Here is a 20,743-nt window from a genome sequence, read left to right as displayed (position 1 = left end):
GTGCTCGATACCGCGCGGGGTTTGCTGACAAGATGGGGCGCATGGCGTCCACCTGGCCCAGCGACCCGGCCAAGCTCCTCCTGGCCGACCTGGTGGCGCACCTCGACCAGCAGTTGCCGCACGCGCAGGCGCTGCGGCGCGAGCTGCACCGTCACCCCGACCTCAGCGGTTTCGAGCGGTCGACCGCCGACCGGCTCCGCCACGCGCTGCCGACCCTGCGGGCCACGCGCGTCGCCGATACCGGCTTCCTGGTGCGGGTCGGGCCGCCGGGCCCGTCCGTCGCGATCCGGGCGGAGCTGGACGCCCTGCCCCTGGTCGAGCGGACCGGCGTCGAGTGGTCGTCCACCGGCAGCGCCATGCACGCCTGCGGCCACGACGTCCACATGGCGGCGCTGTGGGCGCTGCTCGAGGCCGCCCGGCACGTCGCGGACCTCCCGGTGGGCCTGGTGGGGCTCTTCCAGCCCCGCGAGGAGGTCCAGCCCTCGGGCGCGGAGGACGTCGTCGGCTCGCAGCTGCTGGCAGAGCACGAGGTGCGGGCCGTCATCGGCGGCCACGTCCAGCCCCGGGTGCCGACCGGCGTCGTCAGCACCGGCATGGGAGCGGTGAACGCCGCGGCCGACCAGTTCGACATCGTGGTGCACGGCCAGCCCGGACACGGCGCCTACCCGCACGTCGCGATCGACCCGATCCCCGTCCTCGCCTCCATCGTGCTCGGCCTCCAGGAGCTGGTGGGACGCACGATCGACCCGATCCACCCCGCGGTGATCACCGTCGGGCACATCGAGGCCGGCACCGCGCACAACATCATCCCGGAGAGCGGCTCGCTGCACGGGGTGATCCGGACCATGCACGAGGCGGACCGCACGCACCTGCATGCGGCCATCCGGAGGCTCGCCGAGCACACCGCCGCCGCGCGGGGGGCTCACGCGGAGGTCACCCTCGTCGTTGGTGACCCCGTGCTCAACAACGACCGCCGGCTGGTGCAGTTCGTCGACCCGCTGCTGGGGCACCTGGGGATGCCGGTGGCCCACGAGCCGTTCCGGTCCTGCGGCGCCGACGACTTCAGCCACTACTCCCGCATCGCGCCGATCCTGATGATGTTCGTCGGCACGGGCGGCCCGTCCAGCGGAGCCCGGCACCGCGTCGGGCTGCACCACCCGACCTTCCTGCCCGCGGAGGAGTCGATCCGCCACCTGGCGCTCGCCCTGGCCGCCGGCTTCGTCGGGGGTGCCCAGCTCGCCCTCCGCCCCCACGTGACGGACGGCGCGGTCGCCCCAGGTCCCGCGGTGGTCGCCGCGGCTCAGGCCAGCGACACCAGGTCGGCGTAGTCCGGGTTCCAGAGGTCCTCGACGCCGTCGGGCAGCAGCAACACCCGGTCTGGCTGGAGTGCCTCCACCGCACCCTCGTCGTGGGTCACCAGCACGACGGCGCCCGCGTAGGTGCGGATCGCGGCCAGCACCTCCGCCCGTGAGGCGGGGTCGAGGTTGTTCGTGGGCTCGTCCAGCAGCAGGACGTTGGCCGCGGAGACCACCAGCATCGCCAGGGCGAGCCGTGTTTTCTCGCCTCCGGACAGGACGCGGGCGGGCTTTTCCACGTCGTCGCCGCTGAACAGGAACGACCCGAGGATCTTGCGCACCTCGGTCTCGTTGAGGTCCGGCGAGGCGGTCATCATGTTCTCCAGCACCGTCGCGGCGACGTCCAGCGTCTCGTGCTCCTGGGCGTAGTAGCCCAGCCGCAGCCCGTGCCCGGGCACGACCTCTCCGGTGTCGGCGGCCTCGATGCCGGCCAGGATGCGCAGGAGGGTGGTCTTCCCCGCGCCGTTCAGGCCGAGGACCACGACGTTGGCCCCGCGGTCGATGGCCAGGTCGACGTCGGTGAACACCTCCAGCGAGCCGTAGGACTTGCTGAGCTCGGACGCGGTGAGCGGCACCTTCCCGCACGGGGCGGGCGTGGGGAACCGGATCTTGGCCACCTTGTCGGCCGCGCGGGCCTCCTCCAGGCCCGACAGCAGCTTCTCCGCGCGCCGGGCCATGTTCTGCGCCGCGACGGCCTTGGTGGCCTTCGCCCGCATCTTGTCCGCCTGCGCCATCAGCGCCTCGGCCTTGCGCTCGGCGTTGGCCCGCTCCCGCTTGCGGCGCTTCTCGTCGGTCTCGCGCTGCAGCAGGTACCGCTTCCAGTCCATCGTGTAGATGTCCAGCTCGGCGCGGTTGGCGTCGAGGTGGAAGACCTTGTTGACCGTCGCCTCGAGCAGGCCGACGTCGTGCGAGATCACCATCAACCCGCCGGGATAGGACTGGAGGAACCCGCGCAGCCAGACGATCGAGTCGGCGTCGAGGTGGTTGGTGGGCTCGTCGAGCAGCAGGTTGTCCGCCCCGGAGAACAGGATCCGCGCCAGTTCTACCCGCCGCCGCTGGCCGCCGGACAGCGTGCTGAGCTCCTGGCCGAGCACCCGGTCGGGCAGCCCGAGGTTCGCCGCGATGCGCGCGGCCTCGGACTCCGCCGCGTAGCCGCCCGCGGCGGCGAGCTCGGCCTCCGCGCGGGCGTAGGACGCCATCGCCTTCTCCTGCGCCTCGCCCTCCGCGGTGGCCATCGAGAGCGCGTAGGTGCCGAGACGGCGAAGGATGTGGTCGAGCCCGCGGGCGGAGAGGATGCGGTCGCGGGCGAGCTGGCCGAGGTCACCGGTGCGCGGGTCCTGCGGCAGGTAGCCGATCTGGCCGGTGCGGGTCACCGTCCCCGCCGCGGGCAGGGACTCGCCGGCGAGGATCCGCGTGAGCGTGGTCTTCCCCGCGCCGTTACGTCCGACGAGGCCGACCTTGTCGCCGGCGGCGACCTGGAAGGACGCCGGGGACAGCAACAGCCGGGCTCCCGCCCGGACCTCAAGCTCTCGTGCCACCAACATCGCCCGGCAAGGCTACCCTGTCGCGGTGGCCGGCATTCCCGCAGCAGACGTGCGCATCGACGCCGCGCTGGTCACGCGGCTGCTCGAGGAGCAGGCCCCGCACCTGGCCGATCCGCACGTGGAACCCTTCGCCCACGGCTGGGACAACGAGATGTTCGCGCTCGGACCCGGCCTCCTGGTGCGCCTGCCCCGCCGGCGCGCAGCGGCCGACCTGATCGAGCACGAGATCGCCACCCTTCCCCGCCTGGCCGGCCGGCTCCCGAGTCCCGTGCCGGTGCCGGTGTTCGCCGGACGGCCGTCCCGCGGCTACCCCTGGCGCTGGACGGTCGTGCCACGTCTGCCGGGGCACAGCGCGTCCGGGGTGCCGGTGCCCGACCGCGCGGCGGCGGCACCGGGGCTCGCCGCGTTCCTGGCCGCGCTGCACACCGCCGCGGACGACGACGCACCCGCCAACCCCTACCGCGGCGTCCCGCTGGCCGAGCGGGCCGAGGGGTTGTCCGAGCGGGTGCGGGTCGTGGCCGGCGACCGGGCCGTGCGGACGTGGCGGGCCCACGCCACCGCCCCGGCGTGGCCCGGCCCGCCGGTGTGGGTGCACGGCGACCCGCACCCGATGAACCTGCTGCTGCATTCGGACGGCACGCTCGCCGGCGTGATCGACTTCGGCGACGTCTGCGCCGGCGACCCCGCGAGCGACCTGTCCGTGGCCTGGCTCATGTTCGACGCGGACGCCCGCGCGGAGTTCCGCGCGTCGTGCAGCCTGTCCGGCACCTACGACTCCGCGGTGTGGGCGCGCGCCTGGGCCTGGGCCCTGGGCCTGGCGTCCGTGTTCGCGCTGGCCAGCGACGACATGCCGGCACTCGCCGCGATCGCCCGCCACGGCCTGGCCGAGACGCTCGGCGACCCGGAGTTCAGCGCAGCCGGGTGAGCCGGGACGGGTCGTCCAGCTCGAACTGCCCGGCGACGGCGGTCACCTCGAGGGCGGTCAGCCCGACCGGCGCCCCGAAGCTGGTGAGGAAGGCCGTGTCGGCCGCGTCGCGTCCGGTCGCCACGCGCAGCAGGCTCTGCCGCGGCGCCAGCCGGGTGGCGTCCACCACCCACCAGGCGTCGTCCACCATGGCCTCACAGACGGCGTGGAACTCCATCGGGCTGAGCCCCGGTGCGTAGACCGCGGCCAGCCGGGCGGGGACGCCCAGGGCCCGCAGCAGCGCGATCGAGAGGTGGGCGAAGTCGCGGCACACCCCCTGCCGGGCGAGCAGCGTGTCCAGGGCGCTGTCGGTCGCGACGCTCGCGCCGCTCACGTAGGCGATGCGGTCGTGCACCCATTCGACCACCGCGGCCAGCAGCGAGGCCCCCGCCAGGCCACCGAACTCGGCCGCCGCCGTCGGGGCGAGGGTGTCGGACTCGCAGTAGCGGCTCTGCCTGAGGTAGCGCAGCCGGTCGAGGTCGTCCACGGGCGCCGGTTGGGCAAGGCCGTCGGCGGTCGCGGCGTAGTCGAGCACGACGGGGCCCGCGTCCACGCGGACGCGGTGGAGGCGGGTGCCGTGCTGGTCGACGATCTCGACCGGTTCGAGCAGCGCCCCGGACGACGTCACCAACAGCGACTCGGAGACGACCGGGACGCCGCGCGCCACCGCCACGGAGAAGACGAGCTCGGCGGGGCCGTCGGCGGACAGTTCGAGGTGGCAGGAGACATCGCGTTTCACGTGGCCATGCTGCCCGATACGGCCAACCCGCAAACCATAAGCTGGCGGAGACCCTCAGGAGGACCCCGTGAACTACCGCAACGTCCAGGCCCCCACGGCCGTGGTGATGGTGCGTCCCCACCACTTCGCCGTGAACCCGGAGACGCTCGGCGACAACGCCTTCCAGGCGCTGCCGGGACGGCTGTCGCCGGAGGCGGTCGCGCGGACCGCGCGCGACGAGTTCGACGGCTGCGTCGACGCGCTCACCGCCGCCGGGGTACGGGTGCACGTGTTCGACGACTTCGGCCAGCTCGACACCCCGGACTCGGTGTTCCCCAACAACTGGTTCTCCACGCACCACGGCGGCCGGATCGCGATCTACCCGATGTACGCCCCGAGCCGTCGCCGGGAACGCCGCACGGACGTGATCGACCTGCTCAAGAGCACCTACCGGGTGCAGGAGGTGATCGACTACTCCGGGCTCGAGCACGACAACCTGTTCCTCGAGGGCACCGGCGCGATGGTGTTCGACCACCTCGAGCGCGTCGCCTACGTCGCCAGCTCCCACCGGGCCGACCCGGTGATCCTGGAGCGGTTCTGCACCGCGTTCGGCTACGAGCCGATGGCGTTCCCGACCGCCGACGCCCAGGGGCGGCCGATCTACCACACCAACGTGCTGATGACGATCGCCACCGACTATGCGCTGGTCTGCCTGGACGCGATCGCCGACCCGGCGCGGAGGGCCGAGGTGTCCGAGCGCCTCGCCGACAGCGGCCGCGCCGTGCTCGAGCTGAGCTTCGCGCAGGTGGCGGAGTTCGCCGGCAACGCGATGGAGCTCACCGGCGAGGACGGGCGGGTGCTCGCACTGTCCGCCCGCGCTGCGGCCGCCCTCACCCCGGCGCAGCGCGCGGTGGTCGAGGAGTCCGCGCGCCTGCTCCCGCTGGCCATCCCCACCATCGAGCTGGCCGGCGGATCGGTGCGCTGCATGCTGGCCGGCGTCCACCTGACGCCGCGGTGAGCCTCAGGCGTCCTTCGACGGACGCCCGCGCCGGGGCAACGGCCCGGCCTCCCGCGGCGAGCGCCCGGCCTTCGCCAGCGCCTGGCGCAGCAGCAGTTCGACGTGGGCGTTGAGCGAGCGGAGGTCGTCCGCCGCCCACCGCGCGAGGGCCTCGTGCACCGCCGGGTCGAGGCGGAGCAGGACGGGCTTGCGCTCCCGTCCCGCCGCTGCCCCCGGCGTGCCCTCGGCTGCGTCCGACACGGTCGCCTCAGTTGTAGAGCGTCCCGGTGTTGACCACCGGGGTGGCCTGGGCCGAACCGCACAGCACCACCAGGAGGTTGGACACCATGGCGGCCTTGCGCTCGTCGTCCAGGGTCACCACGTCGTCGGCCTCGAGCCGGCGCAGGGCGCTCTCGACCATGCTCACCGCACCCTCGACGATCTTCTCCCTGGCGGCGATGACGGCGGCCGCCTGCTGGCGCTGGAGCATGGCGTGGGCGATCTCCGGGGCGTAGGCGAGGCTCGAGATCCGGGCCTCGACGACCTCGAGGCCGGCGATCGCGATCCGGGCGGCCACCTCGGTCGCCAGTTCCGCCGCCACCAGGTCTGTCGACCCGCGCAGCGACTCCTCGCCGGGTCCGGCGTTGTCATAGGGATGGGTGGTGGCCACGTGGCGCAGAGCGGACTCGGCCTGCACCCGGACGAAGTCGTCGTACTTCTCGACGGCGAAGACGGCCTTGGCGGTGTCCGCCACCTGCCAGACGATGATCGCGGCGATGTTCACCGGGTTGCCGTCGGCGTCGTTGACCTTGAGCTCGTTGGTCTCGAAGTTGCGGACCTTCACCGACACCTTCCGGCTGACGACGAGCGGCATCGTCAGCTGGAGGCCCGGGCTGCGCAGCGTCCCGACGTAGCGGCCGAAGAACCGCAGCACGCGGGTGTCGCCGGGGCTGACCACCGTGAGCGCGGAGCCCAGCAGTCCCGCCACCAGCAGCACGAACGCACCGAGGATGCCGAGCGGCGTCCCGTTGCCGCCGGCCTCGTCCGCCCCCGCCGCCTGGACGACGAGCACGAAGCCGACGACCACGAGAGCGACCACGACGCCGAATCCCAGGGCGCCGTTGACGCTCCAGGCCGGCCGCTCGGCGATGTCCACCCGGGCCCCGCCGTGGCCCACCGGCACGCCGGCGGGCTCGCCCCCGGGGGCCGCCTGGTCGTCGAACCGGATCTGATCTGACATCGGAACTCACTCCTTCACGAGAAACTGATATCTAAGTGATATCACTTTTCGCGTGCCTGCTCAACACCAGCGCGTCCGCGGTGACGCCGCCGGTCGCGCAGAGCGCCAGGTCGAAGGCCAGGAACCCGCCCAGCAGCAGCCCCACCGTCGGTGCGCCCAGGCCGTCCACCGCCTCGGCGATCGCCACCGGGAACGTGTCGGCCAGCGCCCAGGTGGCGAGCAGCTCACTCGTCGGAGCGAGGGCGATGCAGGCGCCGATGAGGGCGAAGAACAGCAGCGTGAAGCCCAGGGCCGACCGCGCGGGACTGCGCCGGGGACCCTGCCAGGCGGTGACGATCGCGACGTAGGCCGTCGCGAGCGGGAAGTCGATGAAGAGCGCGTACAGCACCTCGACCACGATGAGGGTGAACGGCCCGAGACGGGGCTGTAGTACTTGGTAGGACGGCTCCATCACGGCGGGCGCCGCGGCGATCGCCGCGACGGCCAGGACGACGGCGAGGGCACCCCGGCCGATCCAGCCACGATTCTTCATCTGACTCTCCTTCTCCAGTTGGAGAAGAATCTAGCACGCTAGGCTCTCCACATGGAGAAGAGCGTTCCCGGCCGTCTCGTCGACGCCTCCCTCGCCCTCCTCGCCGGGCACGGCGGGGGCGCGGTCACCGTCCGCGCGGTGGAAGCGTCCGCCGGGGTTCCGCACGGCAGCGTCCGGCACCACTTCGGAGGGTTGGCCGGACTGCGCGCCGCTCTGGTGGACGGACTCCTCGCCGCCGAGCGGGTCGGTCCGCCGGACGCCGGAACCGCCGGCGAGCCCACGGTGGACGAGCTCGTCGACTGGTGGACCGGGGACGGCTCCGCCCTCGCCACCGCCCGCTACGAGGTGATGCTGATGGCGCGCCGGGAGCCCGGGCTGAGGCAGGTGTTCCTCGCCGCCAGGGACGCCCTCGTGTCCCGGATCACCGCGACGGGCGTCGCGGCACCGGACGCGGAGGCCCTCCTCGCCATGCTCGACGGCCTCGTCCTGGACGCCCTGCTGCGCGACCGTCCGCCGGACCTCACCCTCTGGCGGAACTCCCTGACCGTCGCCCTCGCCGCCACCACCTCCCCCTCCTGAACAGCAAAGTGGACCGAAACCGCCGACAACCGCGGTTTCGGTCCACATCGGCGGAAGAGTCGGGGGCTAGAGGTTGTAGCCGATGGAGCGGAGCTGCTCGCGGCCGTCCTCGCTGATGAGTTCCAGGGTCCACGGCGGCAGCCACACCCAGTTGATCGTCACAGAGCTCACCAGGCCTTCGAGGGCCAGCTGGGTGTCGTACTCCAGCCGGTCGGTGAGGGGACAGGTGGGCGAGGTCAGGGTCATGTCGATCGTCGCGTTGTTGGCGTCGTCGATCGTCACCCCGTAGACCAGCCCGAGGTCGACGACGTTGACCATCAACTCGGGGTCGACGACGTCCTTCATCGCCTCGAGCACGTCCTCCTCACTCGGCCGGGCGCTCGCCGGGTCGTCGGGGAAGGTGTCCTGCACCAGGTCCGAGGGGCGTACGTTCTGCGTCATCTCACTCCTTTCCTTCCGCGGCCAGGGCCTGCGCGGCGGCGTCCTTGAACGCCGACCACCCCAGCAGCGCGCATTTCACCCGTGCCGGGAACTGCGAGACGCCGATGAAGGCGACCGCATCCTCCAGCCTGTCCTCGTCGGGCTCTGCCCTGCCCTGGGAGTGCATCATCTCGGTGAACTCCTCGTGCAGGGCGAGCGCCTCGTCCACCGTCCGTCCGATCACCAGGTCGCTCATCACCGAGGTGGACGCCTGGGAGATCGAGCAGCCCACTCCCTCGTACGACACGTCGGCCACCCGGTCGCCGTCGAGCGCGACCCGCAGCATCACCTCGTCGCCGCAGGTCGGGTTCACGTGGGTCACCTGGGCCTGGTAGGGCTCGCGGAGCCCGCTGTGGTGCTTGGCCTTGTAGTGGTCCAGGATGATCTCCTGGTACATCGCCTCGACGCTCATGACCGTCCTCCGAAGAAGGAGCGCACGTAGTCGAGGCCCTCGGCGAGGGCGTCGATCTCGGCCTCCGTGGTGTACAGGTACCCGGACGCGCGGCTGGACGCCGTGATCCCCAGGCGCTCGTGCAGCGGACGCGCGCAGTGGTGCCCGCCGCGGACGGCGACGCCACGGGCGTCGAGGAACTGCATCACGTCGTGCGGGTGCACCTCGGTGCCGTCCGCCGTCGAGAGGGTGAACGAGACCGCTCCCCCACGGTCGACCGCCTCGGTGGGCCCGAGGACGGACACGCCGTCCACCTGTCCAAGGCGCTCCAGGGTGTAGCGGGTGATCCGCTGCTCGTGGGCGGCGACGTTCTCCATGCCGAGGCGCTCGAGGTAGTCGATCGCCGCGCCCAGGCCGACGGCCTGCGCGATCGGCGGCGTGCCAGCCTCGAACCGGGCCGGCGGCTTGGCGAAGGTGGAGCCGGTGAGCCGGACCACCTCGATCATCTCCCCGCCGCCGAGGAACGGCGGCAGGGTCTCCAGCAGGTCGTAGCGGCCCCACAGGACGCCGATGCCGGTCGGTCCGAGCATCTTGTGCCCGGTGAAGGCCATCAGGTCGGCGCCCAGCGCGGCGACGTCCGTGGGCAGCTGGGGGACGCCCTGCGAGCCGTCCACCACCACATGCGCGCCGACACGGTGGGCGAGCCCGGCGACCTCGGCCACCGGGTTCACCGTGCCGAGAACGTTCGAGACCCACGCGATCGACACGATGCGCGTGCGTTCGTTGATCAGGCCGTCCGCGGCCGCGCGCTCCAGGTCGAGCCGGCCGTCGGGCGTGATGTCGAACCACCGCAGGATCGCGCCGGTGCGCTGGGCCAGCAACTGCCACGGGACGATGTTGGAGTGGTGCTCCATCACCGAGATGACGATCTCGTCGCCCGGGGAGAGCCTGCCTCCGAGGGTGTGCGCGGCGAGGTTCAGCGCCTCGGACGCGTTCTTGGTGAACACGACCTCTGCTGCGCTCGCCGCGCCGACGAACCGGGCCACCTTCTCCCGGGCGCCCTCGAACGCCGAGGTCGCCTCGCCGCCCAGGGTGTGCATCGCGCGCGCGACGTTGGCGTTGTGCTCGAGGTAGTGCCGCGCGATCGCCTCGACGACCCGCTTGGGTTTCTGCGAGGTGTTCGCCGAGTCGAGGTAGGCCAGCGGCCAGTCCCCGATCCTGCGGGACAGGATCGGGAAGTCGGCGCGGACCCGCTCGACGTCGAGGCCGACCACCGGGGCGGCCACCCCGGACGCGGTGGGAACAGGCTCAGGCATCGACCTTGGCCGCCGACCGGACGAACCGGTCGTAGCCCTCGATCTCGAGGCGGTCCGCCAGCTCCACGCCACCCTCCTCGACGACGTGGCCGTCGACGAAGACGTGCACGTAGTCGGGCTTGATGTAGTTCAGGATCCGCGTGTAGTGGGTGATCAGCAGCAGGCCGCGATCGCCCTGGGCGGTGTAGCGGTTCACGCCCTCGGAGACGATCCGCAGCGCGTCGATGTCGAGCCCGGAGTCGGTCTCGTCGAGGATCGCGAACTTCGGGTTCAGCAGCTCGAGCTGAGCGATCTCGTTGCGCTTCTTCTCGCCGCCGGAGAAGCCCTCGTTGAGCGACCGTGCGGCGAAGCTGCCGTCCAGGCCCACCCGCTCCAGGGCCGCGTTCACGTCCTTCACCCAGGTGCGGACCTTCGGGGCCTCGCCGCTCAGGGCGGTCTTCGCGGTGCGCAGGAAGTTGGCGACGGAGACGCCCGGCACCTCGATCGGGTACTGCATGGCGAGGAACAGCCCCGCCCGGGCACGCTCGTCGACCGTGAGCTGGGAGAGCTCCACGCCGTCGAGGGTCACCGAGCCGCCGGTGATCGTGTACTTGGGGTGGCCGGCGATCGAGTAGGCGAGCGTCGACTTGCCCGAGCCGTTGGGACCCATGATCGCGTGGACCTCGCCGCTGCGGACCGTGAGGTTGACCCCCTTCAGGATCTCCTTCGGGCCGCTCTCGGTCTCGACCTCGACGCGCAGGTCACTGATGCGGAGTTCTGACACTTACTGCTCCTGGATGTCGATCGGGTTGTGTGGGTCAATGAGGACGTCCTGCCCGTCCAGCCGGACGGGGTAGACGGGTACCGGCATCACCGCCGGAAGTTCGAGCGGGAGGCCCGTGCGCAGGTCGAACCGGGAGCCGTGCATGTAGCACTCGAGGGTGCACCCGTCGATCTCCCCTTCGCTGAGCGGCACCTCGGCATGGGAGCAGACGTCGCGGATCGCGAAGAAGCCGTCGACGGTGTTGACGACGGCGATCTCCGCGTCGCCGCCGAGGTCCACCGCTATCGCGGAGCCGACGGGCACCTCGTCCACCGCGCAGGCACGGACGAAGCTCATGACGCCAGCCCCGCCGGGGTGCCGACGATCACCGCGAGCTCCTTCTCGACGGTGGCCAGCAGCCGCGTCTCGACCTCGGGGACGCCGATCCGCCGGATGATGTCGGCGAAGAAGCCGTGGACGACGAGGCGACGGGCCTCGTCCTCGGGGATGCCGCGCGAGCGGAGGTAGAACAGCTGCTCGTCGTCGAAGCGCCCGGTGGTCGAGGAGTGCCCGGCGCCCTCGATCTCGCCGGTCTCGATCTCCAGGTTGGGCACCGAGTCCGCACGGCAGCCGTCGGTGAGCACGAGGTTCTTGTTGGTCTCGTAGGTGTTGATGCCCTCTGCGACCTTGCGGATCAGGACGTCGCCGACCCACACCGAGTGCGCACCCTGGCCCTGCAGGGCGCCGCGGTAGTCGACGCGGCTGCGGGTGTGCGGGGCGTTGTGGTCGACGAAGAGCCGGTGCTCGATGTGCTGGCCGGCGTCGACGAAGTAGAGGCCGAACTGCTCCAGCTCGCCGCCGGGGCCGTCGTACTCCGCCGTCTCGACGAGCCGCACCAGGTCACCACCGAGGCTCGCCGTCACCGTGCGGACGCGGGCGTCCCGACCGATGCGCAGGCCGACGTGGCCGGCGTGGACGGCGTCGTCCGCCCAGTCCTGGAGGCCGACGAAGTTCAGGCTGGCGCCCTCGCCCACCAGCACCGAGACGCTGGACGCGTAGCGGGCCGACCCGAGGTGCCGCAGCACCACCGTCGCCTTGGCCTGCGCGCCGATGGCGAACACGACCTGGCCGTAGACCTGCTGGTCGGAGTCCGTCCCCACCAGCTCGATCACCACCGGCTCGGTGAGCTCGAGCCCGGCCGGCACCTCGACCAGCACGGCTCCCCCGCTCTCGGCCACGGCGAGGGCGGACGGGCGGTCCACCGGGGCCGGCACGCCCAGGGCGATCGCCTCTGACGTGCTGATCTCCCGCATCACGACGCCCTCGGGCAGCGTGGTTCGCCAGTCGAGGTGCGCGGAACTCGGCGCCCCGTCCAGCAGCCCGCGCAGGCGGCGCATCGGGGTGAACCGCCACACCTCCTCGCGGCCTCCGGGCATGGGGTGGTCGGCCAGGTCGAAGGAGGCGACGGGGTGCAGGTGGGACTCGACTTTGGTCTCCACCGCTTCGGCGACGTTCGGAACAGCGGTCACGGTCATCTTTCTGGGTTCGTCGGTCCGCGGGCTCAGCCCACGGCCCCTTCCATCTGCAGCTCGATCAGGCGGTTCAGCTCCAGCGCGTACTCCATCGGCAGCTCGCGCGCGATCGGCTCCACGAAGCCGCGCACGATCATCGCCATCGCCTCGTCCTCACCCATGCCACGGCTCATCAGGTAGAAGAGCTGGTCCTCGCTCACCTTGGACACGGTGGCCTCGTGGGCCATCGACACGTCGTCCTCACGGACGTCGACGTAGGGGTAGGTGTCGGAGCGGGAGACGGTGTCGACGAGCAGGGCATCGCACTTGACCGAGCTGGCGGAGTGGTGGGCGCCCTCGTTGACCTGCACGAGGCCGCGGTAGGACGAGCGTCCGCCGGAACGGGCCACCGACTTGGAGATGATCGAGGACGAGGTGTGCGGCGCGGCGTGCACCATCTTCGAGCCGGCGTCCTGGTGCTGGCCCTCGCCGGCGAACGCGATGCTGAGGGTCTCGCCGCGGGAGTGCTCGCCGAGCAGGTAGACCGCCGGGTACTTCATCGTCACCTTGGAGCCGATGTTGCCGTCGATCCACTCCATCGTCGCTCCCTCCTCACAGGTGGCGCGCTTGGTGACGAGGTTGTACACGTTCGTCGACCAGTTCTGGATGGTCGTGTACCGCACCCGGGCGTTCTTCTTCACGATGATCTCGACCACGGCGGAGTGCAGGGAGTCCGAGGAGTAGATCGGCGCCGTGCAGCCCTCGACGTAGTGGACGTAGGAGCCCTCGTCGGCGATGATCAGCGTCCGCTCGAACTGGCCCATGTTCTCGGTGTTGATCCGGAAGTAGGCCTGCAGCGGGATCGAGACGTGGACGCCCTTCGGCACGTAGATGAACGACCCGCCCGACCACACGGCGGTGTTCAGCGCGGCGAACTTGTTGTCGCCGACCGGGATGACTGAGCCGAAGTACTCCTCGAACAGCTCGGGGTGCTCCTTCAGGCCGGTGTCGGTGTCGAGGAAGATGACGCCCTGGCGCTCCAGCTCCTCGTTGATCTTGTGGTAGACCACCTCGGACTCGTACTGCGCGGCGACGCCGGCCACCAGGCGCATCTTCTCCGCCTCGGGGATGCCGAGCCGGTCGTAGGTGCGCTTGATGTCCTCGGGCAGGTCCTCCCAGGTCTGGGCCTGCTTCTCGGTCGAGCGGACGAAGTACTTGATGTTGTCGAAGTCGATGCCCGACAGGTCCGCGCCCCAGGCCGGCATCGGCTTGCGGCCGAAGAGCTTGTGGCCCTTCAGGCGGAGGTTGAGCATCCACTCGGGCTCGTTCTTCAGCCCGGAGATGTTGCGGACCACGTCCTCGGTCAGGCCACGCTGCGCGGACGCACCGGCCACGTCGGAGTCGCGCCACCCGTACTGGTAGCTGCCGAGCGCCTGGAGGTGCTCTTCCTGCGTCGCGCCGAGCCCGGGGGCGGCGGGAGCGGTTGAGGTCATCAGTGGGCCCTTCCTTGTGGGGACGGATGTGCGGTGGCGGGCACCGGGCGGGGCACGTGGGTGGTGCACACCCCGTCGCCGTGAGCGATGGTCGCCAGTCGCTGGACATGGGAGTCGAGCAGGTTCGCGAACGCCCTGGTCTCTGCCTCGCAGAGCTGCGGGAACTCGGCCGCCACGTGGGCGACCGGGCAGTGGTACTGGCACAGCTGGACGCCCGAGGCGACCGGCTGCAGCGAGGCCACGAAACCTTCGGCGGTCAGCGCTTCGACCAACGCCTCCGTGGGGCTCTCGTATTCCCCCGCGATGGCGTGGAAGCGGGTGGAGACGCTCTCCGCCACCCGGGCGGCGAACTGCTCGACGGCCGCCGGTCCGGCCACCCGCTGCAGGTACTCCAGCGCGTCGATCGCCAGCCGGTCGTAGGCCTGGAAGAACTCCGCGCGCCCGGCGTCGGTCAGCGCGAACACCTTGGCCGGACGTCCCCGCCCACGGTGGCCGTACACCCGCTGCTCCCTGCTGGTCACCTGGCCGGTGCTGGCCAGCACCGTGAGGTGGCGGCGGACCGCTGCCGGCGTCAGCCCGAGGCGGCCGGCGAGGTCGTTGGCCGTGGACGGCCCGTGCTGGAGGATCGAGCGGGCCACCCGGCTGCGCGTGGAAGCGTCCGCAGCCAGCTGCTCGGCCTCGGTGGGGACGGCGACGGCGCCCTCCTGCTCGCTTTTCACAACGCCATTCTTACCTTATTCGGCGCCGTACTCAACTCGCCGGCCGGTGCGGGACCGGATGCCGGACGCCCGCTTCCGAAAGATGGCCGTGTACAGGAACTACGACAGCTGGTCGTAGAGTGCGGGACGGTGACTTTGTCTTGTCAAAGGCGACAGGTCATCTACAACCACACAGACACCTTCAAAGGAAGCATCGTGACGACTCCCTCGCTCGATACCCAACCATCATCAGGACGGCGCACCCTCGTGCGTTCCGGCCTGGCTGTGGCGTTCGGGCTCATGGTCCCGGCCCTCAGCGCCTGCTCCGGCGGCGCCGGTGAGGCCGGCCACACCCAGCACCAGAGCGAATTCGACCTCCCCCTGCCCGACCTGCACGCGGCCACCTTCGCGGGCATGGGCGGAATCAGCGGCTGGTACCTGCTGCTGATCGGCCTGCTGATCTGCGTGGGCGGCTTCGCCTTCGGACTGGTCAGCTACATGCAGCTGAAGAAGCTGCCGGTGCACCAGGCGATGCGTGACGTCTCCGAGCTGATCTACGAGACCTGCAAGGCGTACCTGCTCCAGCAGGGCAAGTTCCTGCTCACCCTGTTCGCGTTCATCGGCGCGGTCATCTTCGTGTACTTCGGCTTCCTGAACACCTCCGGTGGCTGGGGCCGCGTCTTCATCGTGCTGGCGTTCGCACTGATCGGCATGGCCGGCTCCTACGGCATCGCGTGGTACGGCATCCGCCTGAACACCTTCGCCAACAGCCGCACCTCGTTCGCCGCGCTCGAGGGCAAGCCCTTCAACGTCTACAACATCCCGATGCGCTCGGGCATGAGCGTGGGCATGATGCTGATCTCGACCGAGCTGATCATGATGCTCGCGATCATGATGTTCCTGCCCGCCGACATCGCCACCGCCTGCTTCCTCGGCTTCGCCATCGGCGAGTCCCTGGGCGCGTCCGCGCTGCGCATCGCCGGCGGCATCTTCACCAAGATCGCCGACATCGGCTCCGACCTGATGAAGATCGTGTTCAAGATCGGCGAGGACGACCCCCGCAACCCGGGCACCATCGCCGACTGCACCGGTGACAACGCCGGCGACTCGGTCGGCCCGTCCGCGGACGGCTTCGAGACCTACGGCGTCACCGGCGTCGCGCTGATCACCTTCATCCTGCTCGGCGTGCAGGCCGACCTCCAGGCCCACTTCCTGGTGTGGATCTTCTTCATCCGCGCGATCATGCTGGTCGCCTCCGCGCTGTCCTACTTCGGCAACGGCCTGTGGGCGAAGGCGAAGTACGGCGACGCGGACGAGATGGAGTTCGAGACCCCGCTGACCTCCCTCGTCTGGGTCACCTCGATCGTCTCGATCGTCCTCACCTTCGCGATCTCCGCGATGCTGATGTCGGACATCCCCGGCAACCCCAACCTGTGGTGGCAGCTGTCGCTGATCATCAGCTTCGGCACCCTGGCCGGCGCGGTCATCCCCGAACTGGTGAAGGTGTTCACCGGTGTCCGGGCCAAGCACGTCGAGGAGGTCGTGAAGTCGGCCAAGGAGGGCGGCCCGTCGCTCGACATCCTCTCCGGTCTCGTCGCGGGCAACTTCTCCGCCTACTGGCTCGGCATCGCGATCGTCGCCCTGATGGCCGGCGCGTACGGCGTCTCCACGCTGATCCCGTCCGCGATCATGCTGGCCCCGGGCGTGTTCGCCCTCGGCCTGGTCGCCTTCGGCTTCCTCGGCATGGGCCCGGTCACCATCGCGGTCGACTCCTACGGCCCGGTCACCGACAACGCCCAGTCCGTCTACGAGCTGTCGCAGATCGAGTCCGTCCCCGGCATCGAGGAGGAGCTGAAGCGCGACTTCGGCGTCACCCCGAAGTTCGAGCGGGCCAAGCACCTGCTCGAGGCGAACGACGGCGCCGGCAACACGTTCAAGGCGACCGCGAAGCCGGTGCTCATCGGCACCGCGGCCGTGGGCGCGACCACGATGATCTTCTCGATCATCATGGGCCTGACCAACAGCCTCACCGAGAACATCGAGAGCCTGTCCCTGCTGCACGTGCCGTTCCTGCTGGGCCTGCTCACCGGTGGCGCGATCATCTACTGGTTCACCGGCGCCTCCACCCAGGCCGTCACCACCGGCGCCTACCGCGCGGTCGAGTTCATCAAGGAGAACATCGACCTGGAGAACTCCACCAAGGCCTCGGTCAAGGACTCCCGGCGGGTCGTCGAGATCTGCACCCAGTACGCCCAGCGCGGCATGTTCAACATCTTCCTCGGCATCTTCTTCGCCACCTTGTCGTTCGCGTTCGTCGAGCCGTTCTTCTTCATCGGCTACCTGATCTCGATCGCCATGTTCGGGCTCTACCAGGCCATCTTCATGGCCAACGCCGGTGGCGCCTGGGACAACGCCAAGAAGATCGTCGAGGTGGACCTCCAGGCCAAGGGCACCGACCTGCACGACGCGTCCATCGTGGGCGACACCGTCGGCGACCCGTTCAAGGACACCAGCTCGGTGGCCCTGAACCCGGTCATCAAGTTCACCACCCTGTTCGGCATGCTGGCGATCGAGCTGAGCCTCATCATCAGCAACCCGGCGATCAACGCCGTCCTGGCCGTCGTGTTCGGCCTGGCGTCGGTCTACATGGTGTGGCGTTCCTTCTACGGGATGCGGATCGACCAGCCCATGCTGACGGCTGCCGACTTCGCCTACCTCAAGCAGGCGCCGGCCGAGGTCGGCTCCGCGGCCACGGCTCCCGCCGCCGCGGACGCGGTGGAGGCCGTCGCGAAGGCCTGACCGCAGGACCCACCGCCGCTGCCCGGTTCCCGCGAGGGAGCCGGGCAGCGGCGTCTCGTCTGCCTAGACTGAACGGGTGCCTGCCGCCCTCTCGCTCACCGACGTGCGCCTGCGACTGGGCGGACGGGCGGTGCTGGACGGGCTGGGCCTGGTCGCCGCCCCGGCGGAGGTGACCGCTGTGCTCGGGCCGAACGGGGCCGGCAAGACCACGATGATCCGTTGCTGCACCGGCCTGCTCACCCCCGATTCCGGCCGAGTGGAGGTGCTCGGAGCGCCGCCGGGATCGGCGTCGGCGAACAGCCGGGTGGGGCTCATGCCGCAGGCGACCAGCGCGTGGTCCGGCGTCCGCCCCCGCGAACTGCTGGCCTACCTCGCCTCGCTGCACGCCACTCCCCTGCCGGTCACCGACGTGGTGGACGCCCTCGGCATCGGCCCCTTCGCCGGCACGCCCTACCGACGGCTCTCGGGTGGCCAGCAACAGCTGGTGAACCTTGCCGGGGCGATCATCGGACGCCCGGAGCTGGTCTTCCTCGACGAGCCCACCGCCGGCCTGGACCCGCACGCCCGCCGGGAGGTGTGGACCCTGGTCCGCGCGCTCCGCGACGCGGGCGTCGCCGTCCTGCTGACCACCCACGCCATGGACGAGGCAGAGCAGCTCGCCGACCACGTCGTGCTCATCGACGCCGGCAAGGGCGTGGCCGACGGCAGCGTGGCGGAGCTCACCGCCGGTGGCAGCCTCGAGCAGTTGTTCCTCGAGCTCACCCGGCCCGGGAGCGCGGCATGAGCACGCTCGACCTGCGTCCCGCGCCGGCGCCGGCACCGCGCCTGCAGCGGATCCTTCGCCACGCCCGCATGGAGACCGTCCTGGTCACGCGCAACGGCGAGCAGCTCCTGCTCGCCCTGGTGATCCCGCTCGGCCTGATCCTGGGCCAGGCCGTCGCCGGAGAGCGCCTCGGGATCGCGCGCGAGCCGTTCGTCGCCTCCGTGATCGCGCTGGGGTTGTGGTCCACGGGCTTCACCTCCCTGGCCATCACCACGGCCTTCGAGCGGCGCTACGGCGTCCTTGAGCGCCTCGTTGCCACCCCGCTGCGCCGCACCGACCTGATGCTGGGCAAGGCCGCCATGGTCATCGCCGTCGCGCTGGCGCAGGCTGCGGTCCTGGCCCTGGCCGGGGTCGCCGCCGGCTGGTCGCCCCGTCCGTCGGTGGCGCAGACCGCGGTCGCCGCGGGCGTGGTCGTGCTGTCCCTGGCCGCGTTCTCCGGCCTCGCCCTCGTGCTCGCCGGACGCGCGTCCGCCGAACTGACGCTGGGGCTGGCGAACCTGGTCTACCTGCTGGGGGCCGCCGGCGGCCTCCTGGTACCGGTCGCGGCCTTCCCGGGGTGGGCCCAGCCCGTGATCTCGCTGCTGCCGACCACCGCGCTGGGTGAGACGCTGCGCACGTGGGCCGGCGGTGGCGTCGACGCCCTGCCCCTGATCGTCGTCGCGGTGTGGGCCGTGGCGGCCCTCGCCCTGGCCAGAAAGGTGTTCCGATGGACCTCGTAGGCTCCCCCGCCGCCCTGCGACGCTGGGCGGTCGCGTCCCTGGTGGGCAACATGGGCATCGTCGTCACCGGGGGCCTGGTGCGCCTGACCGGCTCCGGCCTGGGCTGCTCCACCTGGCCGCAGTGCGAACCGGGCTCGATCACGCCGCCCGAGGCCTCCCTCCACGCGTCCATCGAGTTCGGCAACCGGCTGCTCACCTTCGTCCTTGTGGTGCTCGCCGTCGGTACCTTCGTCGCGGCCTGGAAGGCGAGGGACGATGCCGGCGCCCCCCGGCGCCGCACCCGGAGGCTCGCCCTCGCCGCAGCCCTCGGCATCCCCGCCCAGGCGATCATCGGCGGCTTCTCCGTGCTGGCCGGCCTCAACCCGTGGGTCGTCGGGCTGCACATGGTGGTGTCGGTGGCCCTGATCGCGGTGTGCACCGTGCTGGTCCACGACGCGTACGGCGGGCGACCGGCCGCCGCGCGCCCGCTCGCCCGCCTGCTGGCCCGGGTGGCCTTCTGGGTGGGGATGGCCTCGATGGCGCTCGGCGTGGTGGCCACCGGCGCCGGGCCTCACGCCGGAGACAGCGACTCGGCGCGCAACGGGCTCGACGTGGTGGCAGCGACCCGCGTCCACTCCCTCAGCGTCTGGGTCGTGGTCGCGCTCACCATCGCCCTCGTCCTGCTCACCACCGGTGCCGCGCGGCGGGCGGCCGTGCTGCTGCTGGCCGTCGAACTGGCCCAGGGTGCGATCGGCTACGCGCAGTACCTCCTCGGCCTTCCGGTGCCGCTGGTGGCGCTGCACATGCTCGGGCTGACCGTCTTCACCGCTGCGCTGGCGAACCTCTGGTGGCTGGTGCGCGACACCCGGCCCACGGACGCGGACCTCCCGGCAGCCGAAGCCGGGGCTCTCAGAACAGCAGGGGATCCACCGCAGCGGCCATGAACACCACGGCGAGGTAGCTGTTGGAGAGGTGGAACAGCCGCATCGGCTTCAGCGCGGCGTCCACCAGGCCCCGGCGGGCACGGACCAGGAGCGCCACGGCCTCGGCCAGCATCGCCAGGCCGGCGACCGCCGCGACCACGGGATAGAGCCAGCCCGTGCCGGCCACCGGCCACAGCAGCAGGCTGACCGCGACGGTGAGCAGGCTGTAGGCGAGGATGCGCCAGGCGACGGCCACGGGCGGCGCCACCACGGGCAGCATCGGGATGTGCGCCTCCTGGTAGTCCTCGCGGTAGCGCAGGGCGAGCGCCCAGGTGTGGGGCGGGGTCCAGGCGAACACGATCGCGAAGAGCACCAGGGGCGTCCACGCCACAGAGCCGGTCACTGCGGTCCAGCCGATCAGCGGCGGGAAGCAGCCGGCGATGCCGCCCCAGACGATGTTCTGGGCCGTCCGCCGCTTCAGCGCCAGGGTGTAGACGAACACGTAGTAGAGGTTGGCCACCAGCGCGAGCGCGGCCGACAGCCAGTTGGCGCCGAGGCCGAGGATGAGGGTGGCGGCCAGCCCGAGGGCGACGCCGAAGGCGAGCGCCCGGGGGGTGTTCACCAGCTCGCGGACCATCGGACGCCGCCGCGTGCGCCGCATCCGGGCGTCGATGTCGGCGTCCAGCACCGAGTTGAAGACGTTGGCACTGCCGGCGGCAGCGGTGCCACCCAGCAGCGTCCACACCACGAGCTGCCAGGACGGGAAGCCGCCCGCGGCCAGGAACATCGCCGGGATGGTCGTGACCAGCAGCAGCTCGATGATCCGCGGCTTGGCAAGGCCCACGTAGGCCGTCACCACGGCGCGCCAGCCACCCTGCTCAAGGGCGGCCAGGGACGCGCCCTCCTCGGCTGGTCTCATCCGGCTCCGATCACGTCAGGG

Annotated in this window: 22 protein-coding genes; 8 read left to right on the top strand and 14 right to left on the bottom strand. The window is 71.1% G+C overall.

Annotation, left to right across the window (positions count from 1 at the left end):
- Positions 1-41 precede the first annotated feature (41 nt).
- The gene (locus tag ACFQQJ_RS05955) at positions 42-1,328 is read left to right on the top strand and encodes a M20 family metallopeptidase (protein ID WP_377105076.1); all 1,287 of its coding nucleotides are present in this window, start codon (positions 42-44) and stop codon (positions 1,326-1,328) included.
- On the opposite strand, the gene ACFQQJ_RS05950 is transcribed toward ACFQQJ_RS05955, so the two are convergent.
- The gene (locus ACFQQJ_RS05950; RefSeq protein ID WP_377105075.1) at positions 1,301-2,899 is read right to left on the bottom strand and encodes an ABC-F family ATP-binding cassette domain-containing protein; all 1,599 of its coding nucleotides are present in this window, start codon (positions 2,897-2,899) and stop codon (positions 1,301-1,303) included. The genes ACFQQJ_RS05955 and ACFQQJ_RS05950 overlap by 28 nt on opposite strands.
- A 25-nt stretch (positions 2,900-2,924) precedes the next feature.
- Here ACFQQJ_RS05950 and ACFQQJ_RS05945 point away from each other — a divergent pair, with 25 nt between their 5' ends.
- Complete coding sequence (locus ACFQQJ_RS05945; RefSeq protein ID WP_377105074.1) at positions 2,925-3,824, top strand: phosphotransferase; 900 nt, start codon at positions 2,925-2,927, stop codon at positions 3,822-3,824.
- On the opposite strand, the gene ACFQQJ_RS05940 is transcribed toward ACFQQJ_RS05945, so the two are convergent.
- Positions 3,808-4,602, bottom strand: a complete 795-nt coding sequence (locus ACFQQJ_RS05940; protein WP_377105073.1) for a transglutaminase family protein — start codon at positions 4,600-4,602, stop codon at positions 3,808-3,810. The genes ACFQQJ_RS05945 and ACFQQJ_RS05940 overlap by 17 nt on opposite strands.
- 67 nt (positions 4,603-4,669) lie before the next feature.
- Between ACFQQJ_RS05940 and ctlX the strand changes: the two genes are divergently transcribed.
- Positions 4,670-5,599, top strand: a complete 930-nt coding sequence (gene ctlX, locus ACFQQJ_RS05935; RefSeq protein ID WP_377105072.1) for a citrulline utilization hydrolase CtlX — start codon at positions 4,670-4,672, stop codon at positions 5,597-5,599.
- Positions 5,600-5,602: 3 nt separating this feature from the next.
- Here ctlX and ACFQQJ_RS05930 read toward each other — a convergent pair whose 3' ends face one another.
- The 3 genes from ACFQQJ_RS05930 to ACFQQJ_RS05920 are packed head-to-tail and all read right to left on the bottom strand — an operon-like array spanning position 5,603 to position 7,350.
- Complete coding sequence (locus ACFQQJ_RS05930; RefSeq protein ID WP_377105071.1) at positions 5,603-5,839, bottom strand: hypothetical protein; 237 nt, start codon at positions 5,837-5,839, stop codon at positions 5,603-5,605.
- Between the two features lie 7 nt (positions 5,840-5,846).
- The gene (locus ACFQQJ_RS05925) at positions 5,847-6,818 is read right to left on the bottom strand and encodes an SPFH domain-containing protein (RefSeq protein ID WP_377105070.1); all 972 of its coding nucleotides are present in this window, start codon (positions 6,816-6,818) and stop codon (positions 5,847-5,849) included.
- A 31-nt stretch (positions 6,819-6,849) separates the two neighbouring features.
- Positions 6,850-7,350 (bottom strand): hypothetical protein, encoded by a 501-nt coding sequence (locus ACFQQJ_RS05920; protein WP_377105068.1) that lies wholly within the window; start codon positions 7,348-7,350, stop codon positions 6,850-6,852.
- Between the two features lie 51 nt (positions 7,351-7,401).
- Here ACFQQJ_RS05920 and ACFQQJ_RS05915 point away from each other — a divergent pair, with 51 nt between their 5' ends.
- Positions 7,402-7,929: a TetR/AcrR family transcriptional regulator gene (locus ACFQQJ_RS05915; protein ID WP_377105066.1), complete on the top strand. Its 528-nt coding sequence runs from the start codon at positions 7,402-7,404 to the stop codon at positions 7,927-7,929.
- 66 nt (positions 7,930-7,995) lie between these two features.
- On the opposite strand, the gene ACFQQJ_RS05910 is transcribed toward ACFQQJ_RS05915, so the two are convergent.
- Genes ACFQQJ_RS05910 through ACFQQJ_RS05875 form a run of 8 tightly spaced genes read right to left on the bottom strand, consistent with a single transcriptional unit; the run spans position 7,996 to position 14,581 of the window.
- A complete protein-coding gene (locus ACFQQJ_RS05910; RefSeq protein ID WP_377105064.1) occupies positions 7,996-8,370 on the bottom strand; it encodes a metal-sulfur cluster assembly factor in 375 nt (124 codons plus the stop codon).
- 1 nt (position 8,371) lies between these two features.
- Complete coding sequence (gene sufU / locus ACFQQJ_RS05905; RefSeq protein ID WP_377105062.1) at positions 8,372-8,821, bottom strand: Fe-S cluster assembly sulfur transfer protein SufU; 450 nt, start codon at positions 8,819-8,821, stop codon at positions 8,372-8,374.
- Positions 8,818-10,116 carry a cysteine desulfurase gene (locus ACFQQJ_RS05900; protein ID WP_377105060.1) on the bottom strand — a complete coding sequence of 433 codons (1,299 nt, stop codon included), beginning with the start codon at positions 10,114-10,116 and terminating at the stop codon, positions 8,818-8,820. Before ACFQQJ_RS05900 ends, sufU begins: the two co-directional genes overlap by 4 nt.
- Positions 10,109-10,879, bottom strand: a complete 771-nt coding sequence (gene sufC / locus ACFQQJ_RS05895) for a Fe-S cluster assembly ATPase SufC (protein ID WP_377105058.1) — start codon at positions 10,877-10,879, stop codon at positions 10,109-10,111. Before sufC ends, ACFQQJ_RS05900 begins: the two co-directional genes overlap by 8 nt.
- A complete protein-coding gene (locus ACFQQJ_RS05890) occupies positions 10,880-11,215 on the bottom strand; it encodes a non-heme iron oxygenase ferredoxin subunit (RefSeq protein ID WP_377105056.1) in 336 nt (111 codons plus the stop codon).
- On the bottom strand, positions 11,212-12,393 hold the full coding sequence (sufD, locus tag ACFQQJ_RS05885) for a Fe-S cluster assembly protein SufD (protein ID WP_377105054.1): 1,182 nt from the start codon (positions 12,391-12,393) through the stop codon (positions 11,212-11,214). The genes ACFQQJ_RS05890 and sufD overlap by 4 nt, the downstream gene beginning before the upstream one ends.
- A gap of 26 nt (positions 12,394-12,419) precedes the next feature.
- The gene (sufB, locus tag ACFQQJ_RS05880; RefSeq protein WP_377105052.1) at positions 12,420-13,862 is read right to left on the bottom strand and encodes a Fe-S cluster assembly protein SufB; all 1,443 of its coding nucleotides are present in this window, start codon (positions 13,860-13,862) and stop codon (positions 12,420-12,422) included.
- Positions 13,862-14,581 (bottom strand): helix-turn-helix transcriptional regulator, encoded by a 720-nt coding sequence (locus ACFQQJ_RS05875; RefSeq protein ID WP_377105050.1) that lies wholly within the window; start codon positions 14,579-14,581, stop codon positions 13,862-13,864. Before ACFQQJ_RS05875 ends, sufB begins: the two co-directional genes overlap by 1 nt.
- A 279-nt stretch (positions 14,582-14,860) precedes the next feature.
- On the opposite strand from ACFQQJ_RS05875, the gene ACFQQJ_RS05870 reads away from it, so the two are divergent.
- The 4 genes from ACFQQJ_RS05870 (at position 14,861) to ACFQQJ_RS05855 (ending at position 19,824) form a co-directional block, all read left to right on the top strand.
- The gene (locus ACFQQJ_RS05870; protein WP_377105473.1) at positions 14,861-17,359 is read left to right on the top strand and encodes a sodium-translocating pyrophosphatase; all 2,499 of its coding nucleotides are present in this window, start codon (positions 14,861-14,863) and stop codon (positions 17,357-17,359) included.
- Positions 17,360-17,435: 76 nt separating this feature from the next.
- Positions 17,436-18,143 (top strand): ABC transporter ATP-binding protein, encoded by a 708-nt coding sequence (locus tag ACFQQJ_RS05865; protein ID WP_377105048.1) that lies wholly within the window; start codon positions 17,436-17,438, stop codon positions 18,141-18,143.
- Positions 18,140-18,901 carry an ABC transporter permease gene (locus tag ACFQQJ_RS05860; protein ID WP_377105046.1) on the top strand — a complete coding sequence of 254 codons (762 nt, stop codon included), beginning with the start codon at positions 18,140-18,142 and terminating at the stop codon, positions 18,899-18,901. The genes ACFQQJ_RS05865 and ACFQQJ_RS05860 overlap by 4 nt, the downstream gene beginning before the upstream one ends.
- Positions 18,889-19,824, top strand: a complete 936-nt coding sequence (locus tag ACFQQJ_RS05855; protein ID WP_377105044.1) for a heme A synthase — start codon at positions 18,889-18,891, stop codon at positions 19,822-19,824. Before ACFQQJ_RS05860 ends, ACFQQJ_RS05855 begins: the two co-directional genes overlap by 13 nt.
- Here the strand turns inward: ACFQQJ_RS05855 and ACFQQJ_RS05850 are convergent.
- A complete protein-coding gene (locus ACFQQJ_RS05850; RefSeq protein WP_377105042.1) occupies positions 19,790-20,722 on the bottom strand; it encodes a heme o synthase in 933 nt (310 codons plus the stop codon). The genes ACFQQJ_RS05855 and ACFQQJ_RS05850 overlap by 35 nt on opposite strands.
- Positions 20,723-20,743: the final 21 nt, after the last annotated feature.

Source organism: Propionicimonas sp. T2.31MG-18 (genome assembly GCF_964266745.1).
Classification (GTDB): Bacteria; Actinomycetota; Actinomycetes; order Propionibacteriales; family Propionibacteriaceae; genus Propionicimonas.
Note: the sequence above shows the minus strand (reverse complement) of the source record. Positions and strands in the feature narration are given on the sequence as shown.